Source organism: Streptomyces calvus, from assembly GCF_006782915.1.
Lineage (GTDB): Bacteria > Actinomycetota > Actinomycetes > Streptomycetales > Streptomycetaceae > Streptomyces > Streptomyces calvus.
Window position 1 is genome coordinate 61,985 of sequence record NZ_VCNP01000056.1, and the last position, 19,816, is coordinate 81,800.

18 protein-coding genes and 8 tRNA genes are annotated in these 19,816 nt (G+C 73.0%); 15 read left to right on the top strand and 11 right to left on the bottom strand.

Annotated elements, in window-relative coordinates:
* The first annotated feature begins 37 nt into the window (after positions 1-37).
* Complete coding sequence (locus FGW31_RS28620; RefSeq protein ID WP_142196448.1) at positions 38-568, top strand: sigma-70 family RNA polymerase sigma factor; 531 nt, start codon at positions 38-40, stop codon at positions 566-568.
* 57 nt (positions 569-625) lie between these two features.
* Positions 626-1,123: a GNAT family N-acetyltransferase gene (locus FGW31_RS28625; RefSeq protein WP_142196449.1), complete on the top strand. Its 498-nt coding sequence runs from the start codon at positions 626-628 to the stop codon at positions 1,121-1,123.
* 1 nt (position 1,124) lies between these two features.
* On the opposite strand, the gene FGW31_RS28630 is transcribed toward FGW31_RS28625, so the two are convergent.
* Both FGW31_RS28630 and FGW31_RS28635 read right to left on the bottom strand, forming a co-directional pair.
* Positions 1,125-1,553 (bottom strand): hypothetical protein, encoded by a 429-nt coding sequence (locus FGW31_RS28630; protein WP_142196450.1) that lies wholly within the window; start codon positions 1,551-1,553, stop codon positions 1,125-1,127.
* Between the two features lies 1 nt (position 1,554).
* Positions 1,555-1,914, bottom strand: a complete 360-nt coding sequence (locus FGW31_RS28635; protein WP_142196451.1) for a hypothetical protein — start codon at positions 1,912-1,914, stop codon at positions 1,555-1,557.
* A gap of 173 nt (positions 1,915-2,087) precedes the next feature.
* On the opposite strand from FGW31_RS28635, the gene FGW31_RS28640 reads away from it, so the two are divergent.
* From FGW31_RS28640 to FGW31_RS28680, 9 genes are all read left to right on the top strand, one after another.
* A complete protein-coding gene (locus tag FGW31_RS28640) occupies positions 2,088-2,738 on the top strand; it encodes an HAD family hydrolase (protein ID WP_142196452.1) in 651 nt (216 codons plus the stop codon).
* 400 nt (positions 2,739-3,138) lie between these two features.
* Positions 3,139-4,176: a methionine ABC transporter ATP-binding protein gene (locus tag FGW31_RS28645; RefSeq protein ID WP_142196453.1), complete on the top strand. Its 1,038-nt coding sequence runs from the start codon at positions 3,139-3,141 to the stop codon at positions 4,174-4,176.
* Positions 4,173-4,910: a methionine ABC transporter permease gene (locus FGW31_RS28650; RefSeq protein WP_161175863.1), complete on the top strand. Its 738-nt coding sequence runs from the start codon at positions 4,173-4,175 to the stop codon at positions 4,908-4,910. Before FGW31_RS28645 ends, FGW31_RS28650 begins: the two co-directional genes overlap by 4 nt.
* A gap of 61 nt (positions 4,911-4,971) precedes the next feature.
* Positions 4,972-5,799, top strand: a complete 828-nt coding sequence (locus FGW31_RS28655; protein WP_142196454.1) for a MetQ/NlpA family ABC transporter substrate-binding protein — start codon at positions 4,972-4,974, stop codon at positions 5,797-5,799.
* Positions 5,800-5,938: 139 nt separating this feature from the next.
* Complete coding sequence (locus FGW31_RS28660) at positions 5,939-6,577, top strand: GNAT family N-acetyltransferase (RefSeq protein WP_142196455.1); 639 nt, start codon at positions 5,939-5,941, stop codon at positions 6,575-6,577.
* Between the two features lie 124 nt (positions 6,578-6,701).
* Complete coding sequence (cbiE, locus tag FGW31_RS28665; protein ID WP_142196456.1) at positions 6,702-7,913, top strand: precorrin-6y C5,15-methyltransferase (decarboxylating) subunit CbiE; 1,212 nt, start codon at positions 6,702-6,704, stop codon at positions 7,911-7,913.
* A 368-nt stretch (positions 7,914-8,281) separates the two neighbouring features.
* Positions 8,282-12,520, top strand: a complete 4,239-nt coding sequence (gene cobT, locus FGW31_RS28670) for a nicotinate-nucleotide--dimethylbenzimidazole phosphoribosyltransferase (protein ID WP_142196457.1) — start codon at positions 8,282-8,284, stop codon at positions 12,518-12,520.
* Positions 12,521-12,698: 178 nt separating this feature from the next.
* Positions 12,699-13,931 carry a uroporphyrinogen-III C-methyltransferase gene (cobA, locus tag FGW31_RS28675; protein ID WP_142196458.1) on the top strand — a complete coding sequence of 411 codons (1,233 nt, stop codon included), beginning with the start codon at positions 12,699-12,701 and terminating at the stop codon, positions 13,929-13,931.
* 1 nt (position 13,932) lies between these two features.
* Entirely contained in the window at positions 13,933-14,751 is an 819-nt protein-coding gene (locus tag FGW31_RS28680; protein ID WP_142196459.1) for a TrmH family RNA methyltransferase, read from the top strand.
* Between the two features lie 98 nt (positions 14,752-14,849).
* On the opposite strand, the gene FGW31_RS28685 is transcribed toward FGW31_RS28680, so the two are convergent.
* Positions 14,850-16,145 carry a serine/threonine-protein kinase gene (locus tag FGW31_RS28685; RefSeq protein ID WP_142196460.1) on the bottom strand — a complete coding sequence of 432 codons (1,296 nt, stop codon included), beginning with the start codon at positions 16,143-16,145 and terminating at the stop codon, positions 14,850-14,852.
* A 195-nt stretch (positions 16,146-16,340) separates the two neighbouring features.
* Between FGW31_RS28685 and FGW31_RS28690 the strand changes: the two genes are divergently transcribed.
* From FGW31_RS28690 to FGW31_RS28705, 4 genes are all read left to right on the top strand, one after another.
* Complete coding sequence (locus FGW31_RS28690; protein ID WP_142196461.1) at positions 16,341-16,637, top strand: hypothetical protein; 297 nt, start codon at positions 16,341-16,343, stop codon at positions 16,635-16,637.
* 197 nt (positions 16,638-16,834) lie between these two features.
* Positions 16,835-17,014 carry a hypothetical protein gene (locus tag FGW31_RS28695; RefSeq protein WP_142196462.1) on the top strand — a complete coding sequence of 60 codons (180 nt, stop codon included), beginning with the start codon at positions 16,835-16,837 and terminating at the stop codon, positions 17,012-17,014.
* A gap of 331 nt (positions 17,015-17,345) precedes the next feature.
* A complete protein-coding gene (locus tag FGW31_RS28700; RefSeq protein ID WP_142196463.1) occupies positions 17,346-18,284 on the top strand; it encodes a phosphotransferase family protein in 939 nt (312 codons plus the stop codon).
* Between the two features lie 79 nt (positions 18,285-18,363).
* Positions 18,364-18,648 carry a TFIIB-type zinc ribbon-containing protein gene (locus FGW31_RS28705; RefSeq protein ID WP_142196464.1) on the top strand — a complete coding sequence of 95 codons (285 nt, stop codon included), beginning with the start codon at positions 18,364-18,366 and terminating at the stop codon, positions 18,646-18,648.
* Between the two features lie 76 nt (positions 18,649-18,724).
* Here the strand turns inward: FGW31_RS28705 and FGW31_RS28710 are convergent.
* The 8 genes from FGW31_RS28710 to FGW31_RS28755 form a co-directional block, all read right to left on the bottom strand.
* Positions 18,725-18,796 (bottom strand) — tRNA-Val (locus FGW31_RS28710).
* Positions 18,797-19,069: 273 nt separating this feature from the next.
* A tRNA-Val gene (locus FGW31_RS28725) sits at positions 19,070-19,141 on the bottom strand.
* Positions 19,142-19,175: 34 nt separating this feature from the next.
* Positions 19,176-19,244 (bottom strand) — tRNA-Val (locus tag FGW31_RS28730).
* Between the two features lie 37 nt (positions 19,245-19,281).
* A tRNA-Val gene (locus tag FGW31_RS28735) sits at positions 19,282-19,350 on the bottom strand.
* A 37-nt stretch (positions 19,351-19,387) separates the two neighbouring features.
* Positions 19,388-19,456, bottom strand: a tRNA-Val gene (locus tag FGW31_RS28740).
* 37 nt (positions 19,457-19,493) lie between these two features.
* Positions 19,494-19,565, bottom strand: a tRNA-Val gene (locus tag FGW31_RS28745).
* A gap of 1 nt (position 19,566) precedes the next feature.
* Positions 19,567-19,640: transfer RNA gene (locus FGW31_RS28750), tRNA-Cys, on the bottom strand.
* Positions 19,641-19,676: 36 nt separating this feature from the next.
* Positions 19,677-19,749, bottom strand: a tRNA-Gly gene (locus FGW31_RS28755).
* Positions 19,750-19,816: the final 67 nt, after the last annotated feature.

A 19,816-nucleotide genomic window follows, 5' to 3' on the forward strand; every position in this document is an offset into this window, starting at 1 on the left:
GGGCAACCGCGCCCGGGGCGGCCGAGTCGTTGCCCGTATGACACACCTGCCGGCCACGGCGTACGAACTGGTCCTGTCCCTGCGCCCGCTGCTGGGCGCGGAGGCCGCCGCCGAGGCGCCCGGCTGCGGCGCCGAACCCGGCGACCTCGAACAGGCCGTCTGGCTGCGCCTCCTGGAACGCCTGCACACCGACGGCCCGCCGGCCGACCCGCCGGACTGGCTGCGCCGGGCCGTCCGCGCGGAGGCCCGCCGCCTCGGCCGCACCGCCCGCCGCGAGATCGCCTCGTCCGGCGAACCCGGCGAACCCGGCGAACCCGTCGACGGGGGCCGGCACGACCCCGAACGCCTCGCGCTCGCCGCCGACCGCCGCCGCGGCCTGCTGGACGCCGTGCGGCGCCTGCCCGGCCGCTGCCCCCGGCTGATGACCGCGCTGCTGTCCCCGCGTGATGCGACATACCGGGAAATCGCGGGGGAGTTGGGTATCTCACAGGGCAGTCTCGGCCCGGAACGTTCCAGATGCCTGGGTTGTCTGCGGCGTTTGCTCACACCGGAGGTTGCGGCGCGCTGAGGACGGGGATAGGAGTGGGGGACGACAGGTGATCAGGTGAGCGGGAGGCATGCGCACATGGGCATGAGTGTGACCATCTCTGCGGCGGCCGAGCAGGACGCGGAGCAGATCTTCAGGTTGCAGTACCTGTGCTTCCAGAGCGAAGCGGCCCTCTACGGCAACTACCGCATCGACCCGCTCGTCCAGACCCTCGACTCGGTCCGCGAGGAGGTCGCCGCCGACTGCGTGTTCGTCGCCCGCCTCGGCGACGAGATCGTCGGCTCGGTGCACGGCAGGATCACCGAGGACGGCGCCGCCGCGATCGGCAAGCTCTGCGTCCACCCCCGGCTCCAGGGACACGGCATCGGCGCGCGGCTGCTCGCGGCCGCCGAAGCGTCCCTCGCCGGCGAGCGCGGCGCCAGGACGTTCCGGCTGCACGCCGGCCACCGCAGCGAGAGCAACCTCAGCCTGTACAGCAAGGTCGGCTACCAGCGGGTGGGCACGTCCCAGGGCGCGGACGGCGTACCCATGATCGTCCTGGAGAAGCGGGCGGAGAACTACGCGACGACCGCCTGAGTCAGGCGGCCGACGGCCGCGGCCGCGCCCTGCGCAGCCAGTACACGGCGGTCAGCGGCAGCAGCACCGGAATGAAGAGGTACCCCATCCCGTAGTCCGACCACACGGTCGCGTCCGGGAAGGCGGACGGATCCACCAGCGTCCAGGTGCCGACGGTCAGGACGCCCACCAGCTCGGCGGCGCAGCACACCAGCGCCGCCCTGCGGGCCGTCTCACCGCCGCGGACCAGGGTGTAGGTGATGAAGCCGTAGACCACGCCGGCCAGCGCCGACAGCGTGTAGGCGAGCGGCGCCCGGTCGAACTCGGTGGCGATCTGGTACGCGGAACGCGACACGGCACCGACGACCATCACCCCGTACAGCCACACCAGCAGCAGTCCGGGCCCGCCGATCAGCCGGGTCCGGTCCGGCTTCTCCCGCGCCGTGGCCACCTCAGCCTCCCCAGATGTCGTAGAGGCGCACCTCGAGCACGGCCAGCACGACCCCGCTCGCGGCGACCGTCACCGATCCCCAGCGGGTGCGCTCGCCCAGCGACAGGAAGCCGGCCGCCGGCACGCACGCGAACGCGCCGAGCAGATACGCCACGAAGATCGTCGTGCCCTGCGCCGGGTCCTCGCCCCGGGCCAGCTGCACGATCCCGACGACCAGCTGCACCAGCGCCAGCAGCGTCACCACGGCCATGCCGATGAAGTGCCAGTCCTTCGTCGGCTGGTCACGGTAGGCCGCCCACCCGCACCAGGCGCCGAGCAGCAGCGCGGCGACACCGGTCACCACCGTCAGGACATCAAGCATGGCAGCGACCTTATTACGACGGAAAAGCCCCGTTGCCCCCGCCCCCGGACCAGGCGCCCGATGGTCCCGGCCGGGGCGTCCGGTGGTCCCGGTCGGGGGCGCCCAGTGGTCCCGGCCGGGGCGCCCGGTGGTCCCGGTCGGGGTCGCGGAACCGGGCCCGTAGGGTCGAGGGCATGACGATCCACGCACAGGCCCTGCTGTTCGACAACGACGGAACCCTCGTCTCCTCCCTGCTGTCCGTGGAGCGCTGCTGGACCCGGTGGGCCGAGGAGCACGGCATCACCGCCGAGCAGTTCGCCCGGGTCGAGCTGCACGGGCGTCCGGCCGCCGAGATAGCCGCCGACCTGCTGCCCGCCCAGGCCGTCCCGGCGGCCGTCGCGCGGATCGAGGACCTGGAGGTCGAGGACGTGCCCAACGGCGGCGTCCACCTGCTGCCCGGCACCGAGGACTTCCTCGCGGCGCTGCCCGCCGAGCGCTGGGCCGTGGTCACCTCCGCCACCCGGCGGCTCGCCGAGGCCCGTCTCGGCGCCGTCGGCATCCTGCCCAAGACCCTCGTCACCGCCGACGACATCACCCGGGGCAAGCCCGACCCCGAGCCCTACCTCCTCGCCGCCCGCACCCTGGGCGTCGACCCCGCCCACTGCGTCGTCTTTGAGGACGCCCCGGCAGGACTCCAGGCCGGCCGCGCCGCCGGCATGACCACCGTGGCCTTGGCCACAACGCACCGGGCCGACGAGCTGACCGCCGATCTCGTCGTCGAGGACCTCTCGGCCCTGTCCGCGCTGGTCACGGACGCTGGAGTGGAGATCTCCGCACGCCCCTGAAGCGCACGCGCAGGTGTCCACGGCTGTCCACTATCCGGACAGCCGTGGCCGGTCTGCGGCGAACGTCTGCTTTACTGATCGCATGACCACGACGAGCGACCGCACCCCTGCGACCGAGGCGACCATGACGCCCGGTGCTCGTTGTCTGTGCCCGTGCCGAATGCGCGCCTTCTAGAGGGCCCCCGCACCACCTGAGCCTCGCGCCCCGAAGCGAGAGCCCCCTCACCTCCGGCCGCATGCCCCGCATGCCCGGCCGAGCCACGCCCCGCGCGCACGTCTCCCGCCACGGCCGTCTCCGCCGCGCCCGCGAGATCCGTGCCGCCCAGGCTGCTTTCGACCCTGATTGCCTCGTGCCCGGCGCACACGACGCGCCGCGCACTCGACAGTGACGGAAACCCACGTGATCACCACCACGGGCCTCACGAAGGTCTACCGCTCCCGCGGCCGCGAGGTCACCGCCCTGGACGGCGTCGACCTGCACGTCCGCGAAGGCGAGGTCTACGGCGTCATCGGCCAGTCCGGCGCCGGCAAGTCCTCCCTCATTCGCTGCGTCAACCTGCTGGAACGCCCCACCTCCGGCACCGTGACCGTGGCCGGCCAGGACCTCACCGCGCTGGCCGGCCGCGGTCCGCGGGCCGGCCGGGAACTGCGGCAGGCGCGCAGCCGCATCGGCATGGTCTTCCAGCACTTCAACCTGCTGTCCTCGCGCACCGTGCAGGACAACGTCGAACTGCCGCTGGACATCCTCGGCACCACCGGGAAGGAACGTTCCCGCAAGGCGCTGGAACTGCTCGACCTGGTCGGCCTCGCCGACAAGGCCAAGGCCTACCCGGCCCAGCTCTCCGGCGGCCAGAAGCAGCGCGTCGGCATCGCCCGCGCCCTCGCAGGCGACCCCAAGGTGCTGCTCTCCGACGAGGCGACCAGCGCCCTCGACCCCGAGACCACCCGCTCGATCCTCACGCTCCTGCGCGACCTCAACCGGCAGCTCGGGCTCACCGTCCTGCTCATCACGCACGAGATGGACGTCGTGAAGTCGATCTGCGACTCCGCCGCCCTCATGGAGCGGGGCCGCATCGTCGAGTCCGGCACGGTCACCGAACTCCTCGCCACCCCCGGCTCCGAACTCGCCGCCGCGCTGTTCCCCGTCGGCGGCGAGGCGACTGGCGACGACCGCACCGTCCTCGACGTCACCTTCCACGGCGAGAGCGCGACCCAGCCGGTCATCTCCCAGCTGTCGCGTACCTACAACATCGACATATCGATCCTCGGCGCCGCCATCGACACCGTCGGCGGACTCCAGGTCGGCCGGATGCGCATCGAACTGCCCGGCCGCTACGAGGACAACGTCGTACCCGTCGGCTTCCTGCGCGAACAGGGACTGCAGATCGACGTCGTCGGCCGGGAGACGCCCGCACTGGTGAAGGAGGGGGCCAAGTGACCTGGTCCGAAATGCAGCCGCTGCTCGAACAGGCCTGTACCGAGACGCTCGTCATGGTCGGCTGGTCCACCCTGATCGCCGTCGTCGCCGGCCTTCCGCTCGGTGTCCTGCTCGTCCTCACCGACAAGGGCGGACTGCTGCAGAACACCGTGGTGAACAAGGTCATCGGGCAGATCGTGAACATCGGCCGCTCGCTGCCGTTCATCATCCTCATGGTCGCCCTGATGAACTTCACCCGCTGGATCACCGGCACCACCATCGGCAGCGAGGCCGCGATCGTGCCGCTCGCCATCGGCGGCATCCCGTTCTTCGCGCGGCTCGTCGAGACGGCCGTGCGCGAAGTGGACCACGGGCTCGTCGAGGCCGTGCAGGCCATGGGCGGCAACACCTGGACCATCGTCCGCAAGGTCCTCGTCCCCGAGGCGCTGCCCTCCCTGATCGCCAGCACCACCACCACGGTCATCGCGCTCATCGGCTACTCCGCCATGGCCGGCACCGTCGGCGGCGGCGGACTCGGCGACCTCGCCGTCCGCTACGGCTACCAGCGCTTCGAGACCGGCCTGATGTGGATCACCGTCGCGATCCTCGCCGTGGTCATCTCCCTCATCCAGTTCGCCGGCGACTACGCCGCCCGCGCCCTGCACAGCCGCGGCGGCCGCTCGGGCCCCGCGCCCAGGCTCCGGTTCCTCAAGTCCCAGGAGCCCGCCGCGGCCGACGTGAGCAAGGTCGCGTAACCCCCAGAACTCCCCGTAATACCCGAGACGGGGTCGCACCACCCAAGGAAAGGCACTTTTCGTGCGTAACACCGCCAAGATCACCACCGCTGTCCTCGCCGCCGGAGCCCTCACCCTCGGGCTCACCGCCTGCGGCGCGGAGCAGGACGCCGCCTCCGACACCTCCGGCCCGCTCGTCGTCGCCGCGAGCCCCGTGCCGCACGCCGAGATCCTGAACTTCGTCAAGGACAACCTCGCCGAGAAGGCCGGCCTCGACCTCGAGGTCAAGGAGTTCACCGACTACGTCACGCCGAACACGGCGACGGAGGACGGCTCGGTCGGCGCCAACTTCTTCCAGACCCAGCCGTACCTCGACGACTTCAACAAGAAGAACGGCACCCACGTCGTGTCCGTCGTCGACGTGCACCTGGAGCCGCTCGGCCTGTACTCCCACAAGGTCAAGAAGGCCGACGAGCTGAAGAGCGGTGCGACCGTCGCGATCCCCAACGACACCGTCAACGAGGGCCGCGCCCTGCAGCTGCTCGCCGCCAACGGGCTCCTCACCCTCAAGGACGGCGTCGGCACCGCCGCGACCCCCGCGGACATCACCGAGAACCCGAAGAACCTCACGTTCAAGGAGCTGGAGGCGGCCCAGACGCCGCGCTCCCTGGACGACGTCGACGCCGCGGTGGTCAACGGCAACTACGCCATCGAGGCCGACCTCAAGCCCGCCACGGACGCCCTGGTGCTCGAGTCCGCCAAGGGCAACCCGAACAGCAACCTCCTCGCGGTCAAGGAGGGCAACGAGGACGACCCGCGCGTGAAGAAGCTCGCCGAGCTGCTCACCTCCCCCGAGGTGAAGAAGTTCATCGAGGACACCTACTCCGGTTCCGTCGTCGCGTCCTTCTGATCCACCCGGTCCGTCACCGGCCGCCCACGGGGTCCACTCCTCTGCAGGGAGTGGACCCCGTGGTGCGGTTCGGTGCTTTCATGCTGCATGCTGGGCAGTTCAGCAGCACCCGACGGTCCCCCAGGTTACGGAGCGGCGCATGACGAGCACCTTCCCCAACATCTCCATCAGCACGGAGCGGTTGGTGCTGCGTCCCTTCGACACGGACGACGTCCCCGCACTCGCCGAGATGATGAACGACGACCAGGTCGCCGCCTGGACCGACGTCCCCCAGCCGTTCACCGAGCGGGCCGCCCGCACCTGGATCACCGAGCACGCACCCGCCGAACGCGCCGCCGGCCGCGGACTCGACCTCGCCGTCACCGAGTTCCTCACCCAGCGCCTGGTCGGCGTCATCCAACTGGCCAAGACCAACTGGCACGTACGCTCCACCGAACTGTCCTACATCATCGCCCCCTGGGCGCGCGGCGAGGGCTACGCCTCCGAGGCCGCGCTCGCCACCGCGCAGTGGCTCTTCGGCGACCAGAAGCTCGAACGCATCGAACTGCGCACCGCCGCCGACAACACCGCCTCCCAGCAGGTCGCCCAGAAGATCGGCTGCATCAGCGAGGGAGTGCTGCGCAACGCCTGCATAGCCCACGTCCGCACCGAGGACGGCGGCTGGAGCGACGTGCGGACCGACTACATCGTGTGGAGCCTGCTGCCCGAGGACATCGAGGGCGCGGACGGACACCTCGCCGACACCGGCGAATTCACCGGCTACCCGGACTGGAACTGACCTCCCGGTGCACCGCCCCCGCGGTACCGCCGCAGCGGCCCCGGGCGGCACCAGGTAACCTCAGCAGACCCGCCACCCGGCGGGAACGCCGACGACCTGCGAAAACCCCAGGAGACTGACGACGATGGCCGACCGGGTCACGGTGATCGGCTGGGACGGTTCGCCACTGACCGCCGCGGCACGCGCAGCGCTGGCCGGCGCCACACTGGTGGCCGGCGCCTCCCACCACCTGGCACTCCCCGAGGTGCCCCCCGGCGCCGAGCGCATCCGGCTCGGCTCCCTCGGCCTCGCCGCCCGCCGCATCGCGGGCCACCGCGGCACGGCGGTCGTCCTCGCCGACGGCGACCCCGGCTTCTTCGGCGTCGTACGGACCCTGCGCGCACCCGAGTTCGGCCTGGAGGTCGAGGTCGTCCCCGCCGTCTCCTCGGTCGCCGCCGCCTTCGCCCGCGCCGGCATGCCCTGGGACGACGCCCACGTGGTCGTCGCACACCCGCGCACGCTGCGCCGCGCGGTGAACGTGTGCCGGGCGCACACCAAGGTGGCGGTCCTCACCGCGCCGGGCGCCGGCCCCGCCGAACTGGGCCTGCTCCTGGAGGGCGTCCACCGCACCTTCGTCATCTGCGAGGAACTCGGCACCGAACGCGAGCGGGTCACCGTCGTCACCTCCGACAAGGCCGCCGACCACACCTGGCGCGACCCCAACGTGGTCATCGTCATCGGCGGGCCGGTCGGCGCCGCGGAGTCCGGCGGCTGGATCGCCGGACGCGACCCCTCCACCGGTCCGCGCGGCTGGACCCTGCCCGCCGGGGAGTACGGCGGCGAACTCGGCGAGGGCGAGCGGGAACCGCTGCGCACCTCCCAACTCGCCCGGCTCGGACCGCGAACGGGCGACCTCGTCTGGGACATCGGCTGCGGCAGCGGCGCCTTCGCCACCGAGGCCGCGCGGGCCGGCGCCGCCGTCATCGCCGTCGACAGCGACCCGCACGCCTGCGCCCGCACCGACTCCGCCGCCCGCCGCCACGGAGTCCAGCTGCAGATCGTCCACGGCACCGCGCCGCACGTCCTGGAGAACCTCCCCGAGCCGGACGTCGTACGGGTCGGCGGCGGGGGAGTGGCGGTGGTCTCCGCCGTCGCCGACCGCCGCCCGCAGCGCATCGTCACGCACGCCGGCACCCGCGACGCGGCCGAACTCGTCGGCCGCAATCTGACGGAACACGGCTACCAGGTCGAGTGCGCCCTGCTCCAGTCCGTCGAACTCGACACCAGGGCCTGGACGGAGAAGGAACGGAGCGTCGCGTTCCTGCTCAGCGGGGTGCTGCCCGCACGCGGCGCCTGATCCGGCAGCCGTCCCCGTGATCGGGTTGTCGTACCGCGCGCGGTAGGCTGGCCGATCGTTGTACCGCACTCGGACACCCGGCACTTCGTCGGTCAATGTCCCGGAAAGCGCGCCCGTTTTGACGGGTGTGTGGTACGGCAGAACCGGAGGACGCGCAACGTGGCGCAGTCCACAGCGGAACCGTCGCCGATCAAGCTGACGCGACGGCGGTGCGGCCGCGACAATGCCAGTGAATGGCTTTGTCGCCTTTTTCGGACGGGCCGTTCGTGCCGCTGGGGACGCACGCTCGTTCTTCAGTGTGGGGCGGTCGGTGCGCCGTTCCGGGTGAGCTGGTCGTAGGAGCACTAACCGATGGGCGAGGGGTACGCATGACCGACACCGGCCAGGTCCCGGGCGAGGGACTGCCGGAGAACGCAGGCATGGTGGAGCAGCCGGGCGTCCCCGCGCCCGGCACGTACACCTACCTCTCCGACAGTCCGGCCAGTCCGGCCGAGGACGAAGACCTGCTGCTGCCCGGCGCCCAGGGCGCCTGGGGCAACGAGGTCGCCCCGCCCGCGCCCGAGCCGGTCGTCGAGACCGTGCACGAGCCCGGGCCGCACGAGATGGCCGGCCGCGACAGCGGCTCCGTCGACCTCACCGGCGTCCGGCTCCCCGAACCGCCCCAGTCGGCGCCGCGCCGCCCGCTGCACCTCGGCCCGCCCATCCCCAACGTCTCCGCGAGCCCGGTCCGTTCCCTCGCCGACCGCGGTCCCGCCGACCTTCCGGCCCGTCAGCCCGGCCCGCCGACCCTCGGCCCCGAGTACCTCGACGTACCGCGCGCCCGGGAGGCGGCGGCACCCCAGCAGACGGCGCCTCAGCAGACGGCGCCTCAGGCAGCGGCACCGCAGGCGGCGGCGCCCTGGGGTGCGCAGGCCACGGTCGGTGCGAGGGGCACGGCTGCGGAAACGGTTGTTCCGTCGCCGGAGCCGGTGGACGCGGCACAGGCGGTCGTCGCCCGCGTCGCCACGGAAGCGGTCACCGCGGCCGAGGCACCGCAGGACGGCACCGAGACTCCGGCCGTTCCGTCCGAGACCGCCGCCGTTCCGGCTGCGGAGGCTGCCGCCGTTCCGCATCAGGCGGCCGTCGGTCGGGCGCCGGTGGTGGAGCCCGCTGTTCAGGAAGGCGCGCAGGTGGCGGAGGCGCCGCAGGGCGCGGCGACGCCGGCTTCGGTGCACGGGGAGGCTGCCGAGGCGCCGGAGGGTGCCGCGACGCCCGCTGCCGGGGCCGTCCCGTCCGAGGAAGCGGCGGAAGAAGCGGCGGAAGCGGCGGAAGCGGTCACTCCGGAGCAGGAGCCGGGTGTCGCGCCCACCGCGGAGGAGCAGACCCCGACCCCCGAGGTCCCGGGTGCCGAAGGCGCCGCCGAGCCCGAGGGCGCTCAGATGCCGACCGCTGAGGCCGCTGAGGCCGCCGAGGCCGTCGAAACCGCCGGACCCGAAGGCGTCGCCGCCGAGCAGCCGCAGGGCGTTCAGGAGCCGGACACCGGGGCCGTTGAGGCCGCCGAGCCCGGGGACGTACCGGCGGCGGAGCTTCAGGACACCCAGGCACCGGAGGCCCGGACCGCCGAAGTTGTCGAGACCCCCGAGTCTGTTGAGACTGCGGAGCCCGTTGGGACCGGCGAGGCTGACGAGCCCGGCGGCGTGCCGGTGCCGGCTGCCGAGGCAGCCGCGCCCGCGCAGCCCGAGGCGGCACGGGCGCCCGAGCCCGTCCAGGCTCCGGACACCGAGGCTCCCGCGCCCGAGCCCGCGCAGGACGCCGAGGTCCTCGCGGACGCGCAGGCACCGGGTGCGGAAGCGCCGACGCAGGACGCCTCGGCCCCGGGCCCCGAAGCACCGGCACCGGTGCCCGCCCAGGAGCCGCAGCCGGCCCAGCCCGCTCCCGCCCCGGACGTCGCCCCGGCCGATCCGTCCACCGCCGTGTCCCCGGCCGAGCCGGCCGAGGAGCCGGTGGCCGAGACGGACGCGCCCGAGGCACCCCAGGGCACCGAGGCACCGCAAGACACCGAGGCACCGCAGGGCACCGAGGCACCGATGGCCGAGGAGGCCCCGGCCCAGCCCGCGCCCGTGCCGGCGGAAGCCACCGAACCCGCCCTCGCCGATCAGGCGTCCGCAGCGGCCGACGGCGAAGCCCCCGCCGACGAGGCTCCCGCCCGGACCGGCGGCGAAGCCCTCGCAGCCGACGGCGCGCAAACCCCCGTACCCGCCGCCGCCCCCACCGGCGAGGCGGCCCCGGCCCCGCTGGGCGGTGACGCCCCCGCAGCCGACGGCGCGGAAGCCCTCGCGGCCGACGGCAGTGCAGCCCCCGCCCCCACCGGCGAGGACGCCCCCGCCCCTCTCGGCGGCGACGCCCCCGCCCCCGCCTCCGCCCCCTCGGGTGACGTATCCCCCGAGCAGGTCCCGGCCGAGGCCCTCGTGACGCAGAACGCCTCCATCCAGGAGGCGGAGCACGCTTCAGACGGAGGGATCGACGCCATGACCGAGCTCGTGCCCAGCCCCGACGAGGGCGTGCCCCACGCCTCCACCGCCGCCCCCGCGGCCGAGCCCCGCACCGCACCGCCCGCCCCGGCGGACGCGGCCGCCGTCCAGGGCCCCCAGCAGACCCCCGCCGCGCCCCTGCCCGGCACCGTCCCGCAGGAGCCCGGCGCGGACGGGTCGCTCGGGCAGTTCGTGCCCGTGGACGGCACCGTGCCCACCACCCCGCACCTCGCGCCGACCCCGCCGCAGGGCGTGACCGTGCCGGCCGCGCGGGACGCCGAACCGGCCCAGAACCCGGACGACCTGGACACCAGGGGCGCGGGCGTGGAGACGGACGCGGAACCGGAGGCGCCGCGGCACGCCGGCCCGGCCGCCCCGCCGTACGACGAGGCCGAGCGCGCGGCCGTGCTGAAGGTCATGCGCGAACGCCGGGACATCCGCAACGGCTTCCGCAGCGACCCCATCCCGCACGAGGTGCTGCTCCGGGTCCTGGAGGCCGCCCACACCGCGCCCTCCGTCGGCCACTCCCAGCCCTGGGACTTCGTCGTCATCCGCTCCGCGGAGACCCGGCGCAGCATGCACGAACTGGCCATGCGCCAGCGCGACGCCTACGCCAAGTCGCTCCCCAAGGGCCGCGCGAAGCAGTTCAAGGAACTGAAGATCGAGGCCATCCTCGACACCCCGGTGAACATCGTCGTCACCGCCGACCCCACCCGCGGCGGCCGCCACACCCTCGGCCGGCACACGCAGCCGCAGATGGCGCCGTACTCCGCAGCGCTCGCGGTGGAGAACCTGTGGCTCGCCGCCCGCGCCGAAGGCCTCGGCGTCGGCTGGGTCAGCTTCTTCGACGAGCGCGAGATGGTCCGCGTCCTCGGCCTGCCCGAGCACCTCGAGGTCATCGCCTACCTGTGCGTCGGCTACGTCGACGAATTCCCGGACGAGCCGGAGCTGATGCAGGCCGGCTGGTCCAAGCGCCGCCCGCTGTCCTGGGTCGTGCACGAGGAGACATACGGCCGTCGCGCCCTGCCCGGAGAGGAACCCCACGACCTGCTTGCCGAGACCGTCGCGCAGATCCGCCCGCTGGACGCCAAGGCGCTCGGCGAGGCGTGGGAGCGCCAGAAGCGCATGACCAAGCCCGCCGGCGCCCTCGGCATGCTGGAGATCATCTCCGCCCAGCTGTCCGGCCTGTCCCGGCAGTGCCCGCCGCCCATCCCGGAGCCCGCCGCCGTCGCGATCTTCGCCGGCGACCACGGGGTGCACGCCCAGGGCGTCACCCCCTGGCCGCAGGAGGTCACGGCCCAGATGGTCGCCAACTTCCTCGGCGGCGGAGCGGTCTGCAACGCCTTCGCCGCGCAGGTCGGCGCCGAGGTGTGCGTCGTCGACGTCGGCGTCTCCTCCGACCTCCCGGCCACCCCCGGCCTGCTGCCGCGCAAGATCCGCGCCGGTACGTCCGACATGACCACCGGACCCGCGATGTCCCGCGAGGAGGCCAAGAAGGCCATCGAGGTGGGCATCGAGACCGCGCGCGACCTGGTCGCGGCCGGCAACAAGGTCCTGCTGACCGGCGAGATGGGCATCGCCAACACCACCGCCTCCGCCGCGCTCATCTCCGTCTTCACCGGCGCCGACCCGGCCGAGGTCACCGGCCGCGGCACCGGCATCAACGACGAGACGCTGGCCCGCAAGACCGAGGTCGTGCGCCGCGCCCTGGAGGTGCACCAGCCCGACCCGGCCGACCCCGTCGGCGTGCTGGCCGCCGTCGGCGGCTTCGAGCACGCCGCCATGGTCGGCCTGCTCCTCGGCGGTGCGTCGCTGCGCACGCCGGTCATCCTGGACGGGGTGAGCGCCGGCGCCGCCGCCCTGGTGGCCCGGGCCATCGCCCCCGAGGTCCTGGCCGCCTGCATCGCGGGCCACCGCAGCGCCGAGCCCGGCCATGTCGCGGCCCTCAACAAGCTGGGCCTGCGCCCCCTGGTCGACCTCGACCTGCGGCTCGGCGAGGGCACCGGCGCACTGCTCGCCCTGCCGCTGGTGCAGAGCACGGCACGCGCCATGCACGAGGTCGCGACGTTCGATTCGGCGGGCGTGACGGAGAAGTAGCCCACACGTGCGGCAGCCGGGGCGGGATCCCGGTTTCGGAACGGGGCGGGTCTGGGCAGGGAAACTCCCGACCCGCCCCCGCCACCGACCGCACACGTGCTTAGAATCCGCACGTCAGGGCCGCTCCGCCGGCGCAGCGTGCCCGCTGACCCACTGCTTGTTCGAGGAGCCTCGCCTGATGGCCGAACACCCCGCCTACCCCGTAGGCCTCCGCCTCACCGGCCGCAGGGTCGTCGTCCTCGGCGGCGGCCAGGTCGCCCAGCGCCGCCTGCCGGCACTCATCGCGGCCGGCGCCGACGTCCGTCTCGTCTCCCCGGAGGCCACCCCGTCCGTCGAGGCCATGGCCGACGCGGGCGAAATCACCTGGGAGCGGCGCGGATACGCCGACGGCGACCTCGCCGACGCCTGGTACGCCCTGATCGCCACCAGCGACACCGAGGCCAACGAGCGGGCCTCCGCCGAGGCCGAGCGGCACCGCGTGTGGTGCGTGCGCTCCGACGACGCCGACCGGGCCACCGCCTGGACCCCGGCGACCGGGCACAGCGAGGGCGTCACGGTGGCGGTCCTCACCACCGACGCCAAGGGCCGCGACCCCCGGCACACCGCCGCCGTCCGCGACGCGGTGGTCGAGGGCCTGCGCGACGGCACCCTGGTCGCCCCGCACCACCGCACCCGCACCGCGGGCGTCGCCCTGGTCGGCGGCGGCCCCGGCGACCCCGACCTGATCACGGTGCGCGGCCGCCGCCTGCTCGCCGAGGCGGACGTCGTCATCGCCGACCGGCTCGGCCCGCGCGACCTGCTCGCCGAACTCCCGCCGCACGTCGAGGTGATCGACGCGGCGAAGATCCCCTACGGCCGTTTCATGGCCCAGGAGGCCATCAACAACGCGCTGATCGAGCACGCCAAGCAGGGCAAGTCCGTGGTCCGGCTCAAGGGCGGCGACCCGTACGTCTTCGGGCGCGGCATGGAGGAGTTCCAGGCGCTCGCCGAAGCGGGCATCCCGTGCACCGTCGTGCCCGGCATCTCCAGCTCCATCTCGGTGCCGGGCGCGGCCGGCATCCCCGTCACCCACCGCGGGGTGGCGCACGAGTTCACCGTGGTCAGCGGCCATGTCGCGCCCGACGACGAGCGCTCGCTGGTCGACTGGCCGTCGCTGGCGAAGCTGACCGGCACCCTGGTGATCCTCATGGGCGTCGACAAGATCGGCCGGATCGCGGAGACCCTGATCGCGCACGGCAAGTCCCCGGACACGCCGGTCGCCCTGGTCCAGGAGGGCACCACGGCCGCCCAGCGCCGGGTCGACGCCACCCTCGCCACGGTCGCCGACACGGTCGTCGCGCAGGAGGTCAGGCCGCCCGCGGTCATCGTCATCGGCGAGGTCGTCGCCGTGGGCCGGCCCGGGACCGCGTGACATGGCCGAACCCATCACCGTCGAGGACCCCGACGACCCGCGTCTGCACGACTACACCGGCCTGACCGACGTCGAGCTGCGCCGCCGCCGCGAACCCGCCGAGGGCCTGTTCATCGCCGAGGGCGAGAAAGTCATCAGGCGTGCCGGGGAAGCGGGCTACGCGATGCGGTCGATGCTGCTGTCCGCCAAGTGGATCGACGCCATGCGGGACGTCATCGACCGCGCGACCGCCCCCGTGTACGTGGTGGATCCCGCGCTCGCCGAGAAGGTCACCGGCTACCACGTGCACCGCGGCGCGCTCGCCTCCATGCAGCGCAAGCCGCTGCCGTCCGCGGACGAACTGCTGCGCACCGCCCGCCGAGTCGTGATCATGGAGTCGGTCAACGACCACACCAACATCGGCGCGATCTTCCGTTCCGCCGCGGCGCTCGGCATGGACGCCGTCCTGCTCTCGCCGGACTGCGCCGACCCCCTCTACCGCCGCAGCGTCAAGGTCTCCATGGGCGCGGTGTTCTCGGTGCCGTACGGCCGGGTGGAGACCTGGCCGCGTGGCCTGGACGCGGTGCGCGGGGCGGGCTTCACCGTGCTCGCCCTCACGCCCGACGCCAGGGCGAGGTCCCTCGACGAGGTGGCGCCGCACCGCATGGACCGTGTGGCCCTCATGCTGGGCGCGGAAGGGGAGGGCCTGTCCGGCCGGGCCCTGGACGCCGCCGACACCTGGGTCCGCATCCCGATGTCCCACGGCGTCGACTCCCTGAACGTGGGCGCCGCGGCGGCCGTCGCCTTCTACGCGGTGGCCACGGGCCGCCCCGAGGCGTAGCGCCTGTCGTCCGGACCGTCCCGGGCCGGAAGACACCGGACCTCACAGCCGGGCCGGTTCGAACGACAGTCCCTGGACCGGCCCGCGCCGCCGCGCGCTCAGGCGGGTCCCTGGCAGCCCTGCACCAGCGCGATGCCGAGGGCCACCACCAGCGTCACGACGACGAACACGAAGATCCGCTGTCTGAGCAGCCGGGGGTTGGCCGGCCGCAGACCGGTCCCGGTCGGCCGGGAGCCGGGACGGCGGGTGCCGGTGCCGGAGCGGGTGGTGTTCCGGGACGCCGGTGTCGGCCGTGGCTTGGACCGGGACGGCGTACCACCGCGCGAGGAGCTGTCGCGTACGGATCCGCCGCCGCGTGAGGCGGGCACGGTCCGCTTGTTCCGCCCCGAAGGCGTCGGGCCTCCTTTGGACGCGGGACCGCGTCCGCCCGAGCCGGCGCGCGGCGCAGGGGTGCCCGGGCCGCCGGGCCGGCGCTGCGCGCGCTCCGGGTAGGTGTCGGCGAGGCGTCCGGTGGGCCGTTCCGTGTCGGCGCCGCGCGGCGCGGGCGGACGGACGTCGTTGAGCCCCTGGGCCTCGCGCGCCGCGATCTCCTTGAGCCGCAGCGACAGTTGGAGCGTGGTGGGCCGTTCCTCGGGGTCCTTCGCCAGACAGGCGCGGACGAGCGGGGCCAGCGCGTCCGGGACGCCGTGCAGTTGGGCCTCCTCGTGCACGACCCGGTACAGCATCACCTCGGAACTGCCGTGTCCGAAGGGGGAGTCGCCCATCGACGCGTAGGCGAGCGTGGCACCCAGCGAGAAAACGTCCGTGGCCGGCGTGACGGCCGCGCCGCGCACCTGCTCCGGTGCGAGGAAGCCGGGTGAGCCGACGGCGGTGCCGACGTGCGTGAGCGTCGAGGCGCCGGTCGCCCAGGCGATGCCGAAGTCGATGATCCGCGGTCCCTTCGGGGACAGCAGGATGTTGGACGGCTTGAGGTCCCGGTGCACCACACCGGCCTCGTGGACGGCGACCAGTCCTTCGGAGAGGGCCGCGCCGACGGCGGCGACCTCGGCCGCGCCGAGCGGCCCCTCGTCGGCGACCTTGTCGTGCAGCGACGGTCCGGGCACGTACTGGGTGGCGAACCACGGCCGGTCCGCCTCCAGGTCGGCGGCGACCAGCCGGGCCGTGCAGCCGCCGCGGATCCGCCGTGCGGCCGACACCTCGCGCGCGAACCGTGAGCGGAACTCCTGGTCCTCCGCGAGGTCCGGCCGGATGACCTTCAGCGCGACCCGCTGCCCCTTCTTGTCGGAGCCCAGGTAGACCACGCCCATCCCGCCCGCGCCGAGCCGTCGGTGAAGCCTGAAAGAGCCGACGACGCGCGGGTCCTCGCGCCTCAGGCGCATCATCGCCATGTTCATCCCCGCTGCCCGGTCCTGTGACGTGCCACAGCTTACGTTTCCCCGGCCGCCCGTGCGCAGAGGCCGCGCCCTCTCGAACCGATCGATTGTCAGTGCCGGGTGGGACACTTGAAGAGTGGTCAGGGAGCGCGTGAGCAGGCCGGGTTCGCGCGGCGCATGATCCCAACCACCCGACACCGAAGGGGGATTGATCGCGTGAAGGGTGACCGTGTGGAGATCGTCGTGGACGCGGGGGACACGACGCGCACGTACGAGGTGGTGGCGAGCAGGGCCGGGCGCAGAGTGGAGACGGCGGTGCGCCGAGGGGTGGTCGAAGTGAGCGAAGTCACCCGAACCGGGGCTGTCGTGCGGACGGCCCGCTTCATGGCGACCCGTGTGCTCGCACTGGTGGAACAGCCGGTACCGCGGGAGGAGGGCGCGGAGAAAGCGGAGAAAACGGGACAGAAGGTGGCGTCAATCGGACGGCCCTTCGGGGATGTCCCTGAGACGTAGGAGCCCGTCTCCACCCAGGGGAGTACGCAGCGGGGCATGGCTCATCCTCCGGGAGGCCCGGCAATCGGTACGAGGGCATGACGTCCGGAAGGCCCCGGGCCCCTAGATTTGAGGTCAAGCGGCGGGGGCAGCACTCGTCCCCCGAGGTCAGACGCCCGCCGCTGCCAAGGACAACAGAAACGGTCAGGAGAGGGACCATGGCCCACACGGCACCGCGGACTGTGCTCCGCACGCGGGAGAGCGGCGAGGGCCGCCGCCACCCGCTGGTGGCGACGCTGATGGCCCTTCCTCTGGCGGTCCTGCTCCTCCTCGTCTTCGACGGGTGGGAGACGGTGACCACACAGGCGTCGTCCGTGGGCGAGATGCTGGGGCGCTGATCGGCGACCCCAGGCCCGGAAGAGCGGTCCGGGCGGGGACATCCACCCATGAAACCCCGTGGGGACGGGGGTGCGGCGGACGGCACAAAATGCCGGCGCAGCTGGGGAGCTGCGCCGGCATTGCTGTGCCCCCACATCTCAAGGGCCCGCCCGAGGCGCGACGCCGGACGTCCGTGCGCCTGCCGCGACAACGAGCGGCGACCACGGCACCGTCCCCGCCGGACGCCGGACGCCGGACGCCGGACGCCGGATGCCGGACGCCGGACGCCGGACCCCGACAGCGCGCGGACCCGCGTACGCTCCCCGGGAACCGGACACTCCAGGGAGCCCAGTGACCCGCGACCTCCTCCTCCCCGACCTCACCGCCCACGCACGCCGCATCGCCCACACGCGTGCTCCCGCCTGCCCCTGTGCCTCCACCGGTACGCTCGCCCACCGACCCGACGCCACCGTGGTCCGCCACGCGGACACCGTCGCCAAGGCCCACCCGCCGGACACGTCCCCCGCTCAGCTGGCCCTCCGCCTCGCCGCCGCCGCGCGGCGACCGGACGTCTTCCTCACCCCGCTCGGCCCGGCGCCGGCCGCTCTGCACGGCCGCCTGGTGACCTTCTGGCCGTACGGCACGCCCGTGGACCCGGACGACCCGGACGCCGCCCCGTGGGAGGCGGCCGCCCGCCTGCTCGCCCTGCTGCACCGCGCGCCCGTCGCGCCCGAAGGGCTCCCGGCCATGCGCGGCCCGGCGAAGGCCGCCCACGCGGTGACCCGTCTGCGGGCCCTCGCGGACGCCCCGCCCGCTGCCGCGCCCGTCCTGCGCGCCTGGGCCGGCCTGCCGGCCTGGGCCCGTGCCGAGGCGCCCCTGCCGGGCACCGGCGTCCTGTGCCACGGCGATCTCCATCTGGGCCAGCTCGTCCGCCTCCCCGACGGCGCCTGGCGGCTCATCGACGTGGACGACCTGGGCGTGGGCGTACCGGCGTGGGACCTGGCGCGTCCGGCGGCCTGGTACGCGTGCGGGCTGCTGCCGGCCGAGGAGTGGGCGAGGTTCCTCGGCGCCTACCGGGCGGCGGGCGGACCGGCCGTTCCCGCCGACGGCGACCCGTGGCCCGTCCTGGACGTCCCGGCCCGCGCGCTGACCGTGCAGACCGCCGCCCGGATGGTGACCAAGGCGGTGGGGGAGGGGCGGCGGCCGGACGAGGTGGAGCAGGCGGTGATCGACGCCTGTGCGCGCATGAGTGCGGTCCCGCCTCCGGAAGGTCCCGAACCGGGGAAGTAGGGTGCAACCGACCGAAGCGGGACGGAGTCTGTCCTGGCGGAACGTGAAACAGGGCCGACCGGCGAGGAGTTGACCGATCATGCAGTGTCCGAAGTGTCGTGCGCCGATGCACACCTACAACCGCAATGGCGTTCAGATCGAGCAGTGCAGCGGCTGCCGGGGGATCTTCCTCGACTACGGCGAGCTGGAGTCGCTGACCCGGCTGGAGTCGCAGTGGTCCCAGCCCGCACCGCCGGCCCCGCCGGCCGCCCCGCAGGCGTACCCGGCGGCTCCGCAGCCTCCCGCGTGGGGCGCCCCGCACGGCGGTCACCACCACGGTCACCGTCGCCACAAGAGCTTCGGCCACATGCTCTTCTCGTCCTGAGCGTCCCTGACGCCTCGGGGCACCGGGAACGACGGAACCCCCGACCGCTGCGGCGGCCGGGGGTTCCGGTGTGGTGTGGACGATACTGGGATTGAACCAGTGACCTCTTCCGTGTCAGGGAAGCGCTCTCCCGCTGAGCTAATCGTCCTCGGGACCACGATCACTCCGGGGAGCCGATCATGGGCACTGCGTGCGCGATACTGGGATTGAACCAGTGACCTCTTCCGTGTCAGGGAAGCGCTCTCCCGCTGAGCTAATCGTCCTCGGGAGCACGGTCACTCCGGGGAGCCGATCATGGGCACTGCGTGCGCGATACTGGGATTGAACCAGTGACCTCTTCCGTGTCAGGGAAGCGCTCTCCCGCTGAGCTAATCGTCCTCGGGAGCACGGTCACTCCGGGGAGCCGATCATGGGCACTGCGTGCGCGATACTGGGATTGAACCAGTGACCTCTTCCGTGTCAGGGAAGCGCTCTCCCGCTGAGCTAATCGCGCGGGGGATCCTAGGATCCGGGATCCGGAGATCCAGTGGACGATACTGGGATTGAACCAGTGACCTCTTCCGTGTCAGGGAAGCGCTCTCCCGCTGAGCTAATCGCGCGGGGGATCCTAGGATCCGGGATCCGGAGATCCAGTGGACGATACTGGGATTGAACCAGTGACCTCTTCCGTGTCAGGGAAGCGCTCTCCCGCTGAGCTAATCGCGCGGGGGATCCTAGGATCCGGGATCCGGAGATCCAGTGGACGATACTGGGATTGAACCAGTGACCTCTTCCGTGTCAGGGAAGCGCTCTCCCGCTGAGCTAATCGCGCGGGGGATCCTAGGATCCGGGATCCGGAGATCCAGTGGACGATACTGGGATTGAACCAGTGACCTCTTCCGTGTCAGGGAAGCGCTCTCCCGCTGAGCTAATCGTCCTTGGAGGTGGAGACGGGATTTGAACCCGTGTAGACGGCTTTGCAGGCCGTTGCCTCGCCTCTCGGCCACTCCACCAGGAGTGCAGGGGCCCGGGAGGCCCCTCTTCCTTCGAGCGGACGACGAGGCTCGAACTCGCGACCTCAACCTTGGCAAGGTTGCGCTCTACCAACTGAGCTACGTCCGCCTGTCGTTTCGGTCCGCTTCCGCGTCCCGGCGACGAACTGAACTCTAGCGGATTCCCGGGCCAGTAC